General features: G+C 72.1%; 9 protein-coding genes. 3 read left to right on the forward strand and 6 right to left on the reverse strand.

All coding sequences use genetic code 11. The annotated features are described in order from the left end of the window. Window positions 1-499 precede the first annotated feature (499 nt). The 6 genes from paaK to WMI84_RS14325 form a co-directional block, all read right to left on the reverse strand. Entirely contained in the window at window positions 500-1,762 is a 1,263-nt protein-coding gene (paaK, locus tag WMI84_RS14300) for a phenylacetate--CoA ligase PaaK (RefSeq protein ID WP_347354306.1), read from the reverse strand. A 95-nt stretch (window positions 1,763-1,857) separates the two neighbouring features. Next, window positions 1,858-2,739 carry an amino acid ABC transporter ATP-binding protein gene (locus WMI84_RS14305; RefSeq protein WP_347354292.1) on the reverse strand — a complete coding sequence of 294 codons (882 nt, stop codon included), beginning with the start codon at window positions 2,737-2,739 and terminating at the stop codon, window positions 1,858-1,860. Next, a complete protein-coding gene (locus WMI84_RS14310; RefSeq protein WP_347354293.1) occupies window positions 2,739-3,719 on the reverse strand; it encodes an amino acid ABC transporter permease in 981 nt (326 codons plus the stop codon). The genes WMI84_RS14305 and WMI84_RS14310 overlap by 1 nt, the downstream gene beginning before the upstream one ends. A gap of 11 nt (window positions 3,720-3,730) precedes the next feature. Further along, window positions 3,731-4,648, reverse strand: coding sequence for an ABC transporter substrate-binding protein (locus tag WMI84_RS14315; protein WP_347354294.1), 918 nt, complete (start codon window positions 4,646-4,648; stop codon window positions 3,731-3,733). A 220-nt stretch (window positions 4,649-4,868) separates the two neighbouring features. Next, the gene (gene paaI / locus WMI84_RS14320) at window positions 4,869-5,345 is read right to left on the reverse strand and encodes a hydroxyphenylacetyl-CoA thioesterase PaaI (RefSeq protein ID WP_347354296.1); all 477 of its coding nucleotides are present in this window, start codon (window positions 5,343-5,345) and stop codon (window positions 4,869-4,871) included. Further along, the gene (locus WMI84_RS14325; protein ID WP_347354298.1) at window positions 5,342-6,547 is read right to left on the reverse strand and encodes a 3-hydroxyacyl-CoA dehydrogenase NAD-binding domain-containing protein; all 1,206 of its coding nucleotides are present in this window, start codon (window positions 6,545-6,547) and stop codon (window positions 5,342-5,344) included. The genes paaI and WMI84_RS14325 overlap by 4 nt, the downstream gene beginning before the upstream one ends. A gap of 63 nt (window positions 6,548-6,610) precedes the next feature. Here WMI84_RS14325 and paaN point away from each other — a divergent pair, with 63 nt between their 5' ends. The 3 genes from paaN to WMI84_RS14340 are packed head-to-tail and all read left to right on the forward strand — an operon-like array spanning window position 6,611 to window position 10,053. Beyond that, window positions 6,611-8,323 (forward strand): phenylacetic acid degradation protein PaaN, encoded by a 1,713-nt coding sequence (gene paaN / locus WMI84_RS14330; RefSeq protein WP_347354300.1) that lies wholly within the window; start codon window positions 6,611-6,613, stop codon window positions 8,321-8,323. Further along, on the forward strand, window positions 8,320-9,843 hold the full coding sequence (locus WMI84_RS14335; RefSeq protein ID WP_347354302.1) for an MFS transporter: 1,524 nt from the start codon (window positions 8,320-8,322) through the stop codon (window positions 9,841-9,843). The genes paaN and WMI84_RS14335 overlap by 4 nt, the downstream gene beginning before the upstream one ends. Before the next feature lie 57 nt (window positions 9,844-9,900). Further along, window positions 9,901-10,053 carry a hypothetical protein gene (locus WMI84_RS14340; RefSeq protein ID WP_347354304.1) on the forward strand — a complete coding sequence of 51 codons (153 nt, stop codon included), beginning with the start codon at window positions 9,901-9,903 and terminating at the stop codon, window positions 10,051-10,053. The last annotated feature ends 50 nt before the right edge of the window (window positions 10,054-10,103 follow it).

Raw genomic sequence — 10,103 nt, forward strand, 5'->3', positions numbered from 1 at the left:
CTACGGCGGCCCGCCGCTCGTGCGCGCGATCAACCGTGCGGTCGTCGGCCACTGATCCTCGCCGGTCGGTCGGTCGGTGCCAGGCCGAGGTCGGGTTGTCGCTGCCGGCGGGCGCGGGTGGCCGTTCACTTTCCGGCCGTGGTGCGATTGTGGGTGCCGGCGGGCGCGGGTGGCCGTTCACTTTCGGGCCGTGGTGCGATTGTGGGTGCCGGGGGGCGCGGGTGGCCGTTCACTTTCGGGCCGTGGTGCGATTGTGGGTGCCGGCGGGCGCGGGTGGCCGTTCACTTTCCGGCCGTGGTGCGATTGTGGGTGCCGGGGGGCGCGGGTGGCCGTTCACTTTCGGGCCGTGGTGCGATTGTGGGTGCCGGGGGGCGCGGGTGGCCGTTCACTTTCGGGCCGTGGTGCGATTGTTGCCGGCCGCCCCGCCAGACCCACCGGCCGCGCAGGTGCCCCGCGCCGCGCTCAGCCGTCCGACCCCGGCGAGGTGAGCGGCATACCCCTAGCGCTTGGCGCGCTCGTCGACGATCCGGCGCGCCTTGCCCATCGACCGCTCGATGGCACCCGGGTCGCGCACCTCGACCCGGCAGGACGTGCCGACCCGACGCTTGATGGTGCGCTCGAGCCGGTGCGCCAACGTCGCGGCGTCCGCCTCGGCCATCCGCTCGTGCGGTTCGACGAGCACGGTCAGCTCGACCATCCGACCCGGCTGGCGCAGCACGCACTGGAAGTACGGCGACAGCGCCGGCTCGGCGAGGACGTGCTCCTCGATCTGGGTCGGGAAGACGTTGACGCCCCGGATGTTCATCATGTCGTCGCTGCGGCCGGTGACCTTCTCCATGCGCCGCATCGCCGGCACCGCGGTGCCGGGCAGCAGCCGGGTCAGGTCGCGCGTCCGATAGCGGATCACGGGCATCGCCTGCTTGGTCAGCGAGGTGAAGACGAGCTCGCCGACCTCGCCGTCGGCGACCGGCTCCTGGGTCACCGGGTCGATCACCTCGGGGTAGAAGTGGTCCTCCCAGATGTGCAGCCCGTCCTTCGTCTCGGCCGACTCCTGCCCGACGCCCGGCCCCATCACCTCGGACAGGCCGTAGATGTCGACCGCGTCCATGCCGGTGCGCCCCTCGATCTCGGCTCGCATCGACTCCGTCCACGGCTCGGCGCCGAAGATCCCCACGCGCAGCGAGGTGTCGTGCGGGTCGAGCCCGAGCCGCTCCATCTCGTCGAGCAGCGACAGGAAGTACGACGGCGTCAGCATGATGACCGTCGGCCCGAAGTCGCGGATGAGCTGGACCTGCCGGTCGGTCATCCCGCCGCTGACCGGCACCACCGTGCAGCCGAGCCGTTCGGCGCCGTAGTGGGCGCCCAGCCCGCCGGTGAACAGCCCGTAGCCGTAGGCCACGTGCACGATGTCGCCCGGGCCGCCGCCGGCGAAGCGGATCGAGCGGGCCATCAGGTCGGCCCACGTGTCGATGTCGTCCCTGGTGTAGCCGACGACGGTGGGCCGGCCCGTGGTGCCGGAGCTCGCGTGGATGCGGATGACCTGCTCGCGCGGTACGGCGAACATCCCGAACGGGTAGTTCTCGCGCAGCTCGGCCTTGCCGGTCAGCGGCAGCCGGGCGACGTCGTCGAGCGTGCGGATGTCGTCGGGGTGGACGCCCTTGGCCTCGAAGGCCTTCCGGTAGTGCGGCACGTGCTCGTATGCCGCTCGCAGCGTCACGCGCAGCCGCTCGGTCTGCAGGTGGCGCAGCTCGTCGAGCGACATCGTCGGGATCAGGGTGTCGTCGCCTGCGGTGGGTCGCGTGCTGCGGTCGGTGTCTTGGGACGTCGTCGTCATGAGCCCCATTCTGTCCCCGTGGGTCACGCGGGCGGGGGCTCGCCTGCGGCCGAGCCGGTCGGCGACCCGTGCTCGGCGGTCGCGCCCCGCTCCTCCGCGTTGCGCATCCGGCGCAGGAAGGTCCGGGTGCGTTCGTTCCTCGGGTTGCCGAGGACCTCGTCCGGTGGCCCCTCCTCGCACACCACCCCGGCGTCCATGAAGACGACGTGGTCGGCGACGTCGCGCGCGAACTCCATCTCGTGGGTGACCACGATCATCGTCATCCCGGTGTCGGCGAGCTGGCGCATGACCCGCAGCACCTCGCCGACGAGCTCGGGGTCGAGCGCCGAGGTCGGCTCGTCGAAGAGCATGAGCTTCGGGTCCATCGCCAGCGCCCGGGCGATCGCGACCCGCTGCTGCTGACCACCCGACAGCGCGCCGGGGTAGGCGGCCGACTTGTCGGCCAGACCGACCGACGCGAGCAGCTCGAGGGCCCGGCGCTTCGCCTCCGCCTTCGGCATCCGCTTGACCTGGGTCGGCGCCTCGATGACGTTCTCCAGGGCGGTCTTGTGCGGGAAGAGGTTGAACCGCTGGAAGACCATCCCGATCTCGCGACGCTGGGCCGCGATCTGCTTGTCGCCGAGGTGGTGCAGCTGGCCGCCCGCGTCCTCGCGGTAGCCCATCAGGTCGCCGTCGACCCAGATGCGCCCGCCGTCGATGGACTCGAGCAGGTTGATGCACCGCAGGAAGGTCGTCTTGCCCGACCCGGAGGGCCCGAGCAGACAGACCACCTCGCCGCGGTGCACGGTCAGGTCGATGCCCTTGAGCACCTCGTTGCCGTGGAAGGCCTTGGTGATGTTGACCGCCCGGACGAGCACGTCGCCGGTGACCCGGCTCGCCCGGGGTGCTGCCGCAGCCTGCGCCATCACACGCCTCCCGTCCCGGCCGGCCCGACGACCGGCTCCTGTGCCTTCTTGGCGGCCCGCCTGGTCTCGCCGAAGCCGCGCCCGAAGTACCGCTCGAGGTAGAACTGGCCGACCATGAGGACCGAGCAGACGATGAGGTACCAGGCGACCACGGCGACGTACGACGCCATGATCTCGAGGGTGCGGGTGCCGATGATGCGGACCTGGTAGTAGAGCTCGGTGATGACCGGGATGGCGATCAGCAGCGAGGTGTCCTTGACCATCGCGATCGTCTCGTTGCCGGTCGGCGGCACGATGACCCGCATCGCCTGGGGCAGCACGATCCGGGCCATCGTCCTGCCGTTGCTCATCCCGAGCGCCTGCGCCGCCTCGGTCTGGCCCTTGTCGACCGAGATGATCCCGGCCCGGGCGATCTCGGCCATGTAGGCGGCCTCGGACATGCCGAGGCCGATGATGCCGGCGAACAGGGTGCTGGAGAACTCGGTGAGGCTCAGGTGGAAGAAGGTGAAGTCGGTCGACAGCCCGAGCGCCCCGCTGATCTGCTGGCCGAACGGCAGCCCGAAGTCGAGCCCGTCGTACAGGAACGGGATGCCGACCCCGATCATCCCGAGCAGCACGATGCGGGGGATGCCGCGGAAGAACCACGTGTAGACCGACGCGACACGGCGCAGCACGGGGTTGGTCGACAGCCGCATCACCGCGAGCAGGATGCCGCCGACGACGCCGATGACCATCGCGCCGATCGTGCCGACGATGGTGCCCTTGACCAGCCCGTCGAGGACGGGCTGCTGGATCATGATCTGCACGGCGACGGGGAAGTTCCAGCGCTGGTTGGTCACGAAGGAGCTGATCATCATCGCGACGAGGATCGCGATGACGACCAGGGCCACCCACCGCCACGGGTGGGACACCGGCCGGGCGTGGATCACGCCCGGCCGGTCCCCCCCGGGAGCCCGGGGGGAGTCTGCTGCGGTGCTCATGGCCGGCCGCGTCAGGAGAGCGACGGGTTCAGCGCGAAGTCGGTGATGGCGCCGGACTCGACGCCCCACTCGGTCAGGACGGCCTTGTAGCTGCCGTCGGCCTCGGCGGCCTTGAGGGCGTCGACGAGCGCGTTGCCGAAGTCGTTCTCGGACTTGGGCAGCACGTAGCCGTAGGGGGCGGAGTCGTAGATGTCACCGAGCTTCTCGAGCTTTCCCGCGAACTGCTTGACCGCGTAGAGGCCGATCGGCGAGTCCGCGAGCATCGCGTCGACCTTGCCGCTGACGACGTCGGCGGTGACCTCGTCCTGGCCGTCGTGCGGCAGGATGTTGACGGCCGGCTTGCCGGCGGTCACGCACTTCTTGCTGCGCGCGGTGATGTCGTCGAACTGGGTCGTGCCGCTCTGGACGCCGATGTTCTTGCCGCACGGGTCGTCGATGGAGACCTTGCCCGGGTTGCCCGGCTTGGTCACCCACTGCGTGCCGGCGCTGTAGTAGCTGACCATGTTGACCTTGGCCATCCGGTCCTTGGTGATCGAGAAGGACGAGACCCCGACGTCGTACTTGCCGCTGTCGACCCCGAGGATGATCGCGTCGAACTTGCTCGGCGAGTACTCGGTCTTGACCCCGAACTTGGCGGCGACGACGTCGAACAGCGCCGGGTCCCAGCCGGTGACGGTCTTGCCGTCGGCTGCCATCATCTCGTTCGGCGCGTAGGTCGGGTCGATGCCGACGACGATCTTACCGGCCGCCTTGATCTTGGCCGGCAGCTTGGCCGCCAGGGCCGCGTCGACGGTGCCGGTGGGCACCGGCGCGGCGGACGTGTTGCCTTCACCCCCTGTGCTGGGCGACAGCGAGTTGGACCCGCAGGCGGACAGCGTGAGCCCGAGGGCGACGGCGCCGGCCGCGGCAACGAGTTGGATGCGACGCATGATGAGGTCCTTCCAGATCCACAGCGGGCACGGACAGCCCACCCCCTAGCCGATACTGCCACCGGGGGGACGGCTTGGCGGGCCTCATCGGTCACATTCGTCGCACACTTTCACCCGTGACGGGCTCGTTCGGCCCTTCGCGCCACCACAAAGATGACGTATGCCGCATACGAGCTCGGCACCGGCCCGCGCACCGCATCGGGGCCGGGTCGACGTCGGGTCAGTGCGCCTGCCGACCCAGCGACCGCGACCGGCCGCGGAACTCGGCGATGACCTGTCCGTCCGACTCGCGCCGTACCGTCACGTCGGTGATCCCGCTGCGGCCGTAAGCAGCCCGAGTCACGCCCTCGGCGACGAGGACGTCGTCGCGCCGGCCCGGCGCGGTGAAGGTGACGTCGGCGCCGGAGGCCACCGTCGTGGTCCCGCAGGTGTTGCAGACCAGGGCGAAGCACGAGTCGGCGAGGGTGAAGATGAACCCGCCGTGGCAGATGTCGTGACCGTTGACCATGTCCGCGCGGACCGGCATGCGGACGACGGCGTGGTCCTGCTCGAGCACCTCGACGACCATGCCGAGCGTGCGGGAGGCCACGTCGTCGTCCCACATCCGTTGGGCGAAGGCGACGCCGTCGGCGGGCACCTTCGGCGGCCCAACCTGCGACCTGCCCACGTCTGCCTTGCTCGCGTCTGCCCTGCTCACGTCAGGCTCCCGTCGGTCAACGCCGGGCTCGGCCGGTACCGGCCGCCCGGGTGGGCGCGGTCGAGGGCGGCGAGCTGCTCCGCGACGACGTCGAACCCGATCTGCCGGCCCCACTCGACCGGGCCGCGCGGGTAGTTGACCCCGAGCCGCATCGCGGTGTCGACGTCCGCGGCGCTCGCCTCGCCGCGGTGGACCAGGTCGACCGCCTCGTTGACGAGCATCGCGACCGTCCGGGCGAGTGGGTCGGCCTCGACCGGGCCGGAACCGAGCCGCTCGGCCAGCACGAGATCGGGGTCGGGGCGAGCGGCGGCCGGCTCGGCGGCATACGAGAAGACCCCCTCGCCCGACTTGCGGCCGAGCCGTCCGGACGCGACCAGCGCACGCTGGAACTCCGTTGGTGCATAACGCGGGTCGTGTCCGGTCTGCTCCCAGACCGAGGCGCCCACCGCGTAGTTGACGTCCTGCCCGATCAGGTCGGTCAGCTCGAACGGGCCCATCCGGAAGCCGCACTTCTCGCGCAGGATCCAGTCGACCGTCGCCGGGTCGGCGATGCCTTCCTGCACGACGCGCTGCGCCTCGCCGTAGAACGGCCGGGCGACCCGGTTGACGATGAAGCCGGGGGTCGAGGTGCACCGGACCGGCGTCTTGCCCCAGGCCCGCATCAGCGCCGTGGCGCGGGCGAGCGGAGCCTCGGCGGTGGCTGCGCCGTGCACCACCTCGACCAGGCGCATCAGCGGTGGCGGGTTGAAGAAGTGCAGCCCGAGCACACGCTCGGGTGCCGGGACGGCCGCCGCGATCGCCGTGATGTCGAGGCTGGAGGTGTTCGTCGCCAGCAGCGTCGTCGGCGGCTGGCCCGCGGCGACCCCGGCGAGCAGGCCCTGCTTCAGCGTGAGGTCCTCGGGCACCGCCTCGACGACGAGGCCCACCTCGGGCAACCCGTCGACGGACCCGGCCGGCTCGATCCGCGCGACGACGGCGGTGGCCTCGGCGTCGGTCATCCGACCCTTGTCGACCTGTCGGCGCAGCACCGCACGCAACCGCTCCAGCGCTGCCCCGGCCGCGCCCGGCACGGCGTCGACGAGCACGACGTGGTGCCCGGCGGTGGCCGCGACCTGCGCGATCCCGGCCCCCATCGTGCCCGCCCCCACGACGGCGACCGGGACAGCGGCCGGCACGGGACGGCTCGTGGCGTCATGGTCCATGGGCAGCATTGTGCCGCCCCTGTCGGCCGGGGTCCGGAGCGGCCGCGTGGCTAGCATCGAGGGGTGACTGCTGCTGCGCCGACCACGACCCACCCGCTCCTCGACAAGCACGCCGGGGTCCTCGACGAGATCCGCCGCGCCCTGGCCGAGCGGTCGTACTACTCCCGCTACCCGGAGTCGCCGAGCCCCCGGGTCTACGGCGAGTCCGCCGCCGCCGACGGCGTGGCCGCGTACGAACGGCACCTGAACGCGCGGTATGCCGCCGAGCTGGTCTCCGCGACCAACGGCACCTGGGTGGGGGGCGAGGTCTCGCCGTACGGGCCGACGCTCGGCGTGACCTACCCGGGGCTCGACGTCGAGGCGGGACTGGCTGCTGCCCACGTGGCGCTGCCCGCGTGGCGCGACGCGGGCCCGCAGGTGCGGGCGGCGGTCTGCGTCGAGATCGCCGACCGGCTGCACGAGCGCAGCTTCGAGATCGGCAACGCGGTGATGCACACCTCCGGCCAGCCCTTCGTGATGGCCTTCCAGGCCGGCGGTCCGCAGGCCCAGGACCGGGCGCTCGAGGCGATCGCCGCGGGTCTGGTCGAGCAGGAGCGGGTGCCCGCCTCGGTCGTGTGGGAGCGGCCGGCCAAGGGCGGGCCGATCCGGATGCAGAAGGACTACCACCTCGTCGGGCGCGGGACCGGCCTGGTCATCGGCTGCAACACGTTCCCGACCTGGAACGCCTACCCGGGCATCTTCGCCGACCTGGTCACCGGTAACGCGGTGGTCGTCAAGCCGCACCCGCACGCGATCCTGCCGCTGGCGATCACCGTCGAGGTCGCGCGCATGGTGCTCGCCGAGGCGGGCTTCGACCCGGCACTGGTCCAGTTGGCCGCCGAGAACGACGGGCAGGGCCTGGCCAAGGTGCTGGCGCAGCGGCCGGAGGTCGGCATCATCGACTACACGGGCGGGCCGGGCTTCGGCGCCTGGCTCGAGCAGACGGGTGCCGCCCGGGGAGCGCTCGTCTACACCGAGAAGGCCGGGCTCAACACGATCGTGGTCGACTCGACCGACGACCTGGCCGGGACCCTCGGCAACCTCGCCTTCTCCCTGTCGCTCTACTCCGGGCAGATGTGCACCGCGCCGCAGAACATCTACGTCCCGTCCGGCGGGGTCGACACGGACGAGGGGCACCTGAGCTTCGACGAGTTCGGCGACCGGCTCGCCGGAGCGGTCCGGCGGCTGACCGGCGACGACGGGAAGGCCGTCGAGATCCTCGGCGCGACGGTCAACGACAAGGTCCGGGCCAACGCCGACTCGCTCGACGAGCTGGCGGCCGGGGCCGACGGCAAGGTGGTGCTCGAGTCGCGGCGGGTGGCGCACCCGAGGTACGAGTCGGCGGTCGTGCGTGCGCCGGGGCTGGTCGCGCTCGACGTGTCCCACGAGGACGTCTACACGCAGGAGTGCTTCGGCCCGGTCGGGTTCCTGATCCGGACCGCCTCGACGCAGCAGTCCCTGGCCCAGCTGGCCGACACCGTGCACGAGCACGGCGCGATGACCGCCTCGGTCTACTCGACGGACGAGTCGGTGCTCGACGCGGCCCGGGAGGCGGCGGCGGTCGGCGGGGTGGCGCTGTCGGAGAACCTGACGGGTCAGATCTTCGTCAACCAGACGGCGGCCTTCTCCGACCTGCACGGCACCGGCGCGAACCCGGCAGCCAACGCGGCGTACGCCGATGCCGCCTTCGTGGCGAGCCGGTTCCGCGTGATCACGTCACGCCGGCACGTGCCGTGACCGAGTCGACCCAGCCCGCCGAGCCCCGTCAGGAGGCGGGCGTCGAGCCGGCCACGGCGGCAGCGGAGCGGGTCCCGGAGGCTGCGGCGGACGGGGGCGGCCCGGTGGGACGGCCCGCTGGCCTCGACCGGGCTGTGGTCCAGCGGACGACGATCAAGGCGCTGGTTGCCTCCCAGATCCTGGGGGGCGTCGGCATGGCCAGCGGCATCGCCGTGGGCGCCTTGCTCGCCGAGCAGCTGTCCGGCTCGGAGACGCTGGCCGGGTTCGGCACGACGACGCAGGTGCTCGGCGGTGCCCTCATCGCGATCCCGGTGGCCCGCCTCATGGCGGCCCGGGGTCGGCGCCCCGGGCTGGTGCTCGGCTACGCACTCGCCCTGGTCGGAGCCGCCGTCGTCGTGACGTCGGCGGTCGCGGGCTCCTTCCCGCTGATGCTCGTCGGGATGTTCCTCTTCGGCGGCGGGACGACCGCCAACGGCCAGGCCCGGTATGCCGCCGCCGACCTGGCCGCGCCGGAGCACCGTGGGCGCGACCTGTCGATCGTGGTGTGGTCGACGACCATCGGCTCCGTCCTCGGCCCCAACCTGGTCGGGCCGGGCCAGGCCCTCGCCGACGTCGTCGGCATCCCGGGACTCGCGGGAGCGTTCCTGTTCTCGCTCGCCGGGTTCGTCCTGGCGCTGCTCGTCGTCGGCCGGCTGCTGCGGCCCGACCCGTTGCTGACCGCCCGCGCGCTGGAGCGGGCGGCGCGTGCCGTCGCGGCGAGGCACGCGGACGGCTCGGGCAGCGCGGACTCCGCTCGGCGGGCAGGTGGCGCGGACTCCGCTCGGCGGGTGGGTGGCGCGGGCTCCGCTCGGCGGGTGGGTGGCGCGGGCTCGGCTCGGCGGCATCCGGACTCGGCGGACGCCGACCACGACGGGTCGATGCGGCGAGCCTTGGCGACGATCCGGAGCAACGCCCTGGCCTTGGAGGCCGTCCTCGTCATCGCGCTGGGGCACCTCGTGATGGTGTCGGTGATGGTGATGACGCCGCTGCACATGGCGCACGGGGACGCCGCGCTCGAGGTGATCGGCTTCGTCATCTCGGTGCACATCCTCGGGATGTACGCGTTCTCGCCCATCGTCGGGATGGCCGTCGACCGATGGGGTAGCAGGCGGGTCGCGATGCTCGGTGGCGCGGTCCTCGCGGTGGCCGCCTTCCTCGCCTCACGGTCCGACACGGGCTGGTCCGGGCTGCTGCTGGGTGCGCTCTTCCTGCTCGGCGTCGGGTGGTCGTGCACGCTGGTGTCGGGGTCGACGCTGTTGACCAACGCGGTGACGACCGGCGAGCGGCCTGCGGTGCAGGGCCTGTCCGATGTACTCATGGGGCTGGCAGGAGCAGGCGGAGGGGCCGTGGCCGGGGTGGTCGTCGGCGGGCCCGGCTACGCCTGGCTGGCCGGTGGTGCCGCCGTGGTCGGCATCGTCATCATCGGTATCGCGCTCGCGGCGATGCTGCGGCACGCGGCCGGGGAACGCGGCCCCGCCTGACGTCGCCGTGCTCCTGCTGCGGGGCTGGGTGGCCTCGAGAAGTGGGACCGGTTGCAGGTGTCGTGGCGTGCGGGGCTGGGTGGCCTCGAGGAGTGGGACCGGGTGCAGGTGTCGTGGCGTGCGGGGCTGGGTGGCCTCGAGAAGTGGGACCGGGTGCAGGTGTCGTGGCGTGCGGGGCTGGGGACAGCCGAGGCGCCGCTCAGGCCGTGACCAGCAACGTCGAGGTGCGATCGGGCTGCACCACGACCTCGATCCGGTCG

The organism is Intrasporangium sp. (assembly GCF_039812505.1).
GTDB lineage: Bacteria > Actinomycetota > Actinomycetes > Actinomycetales > Dermatophilaceae > Intrasporangium_A.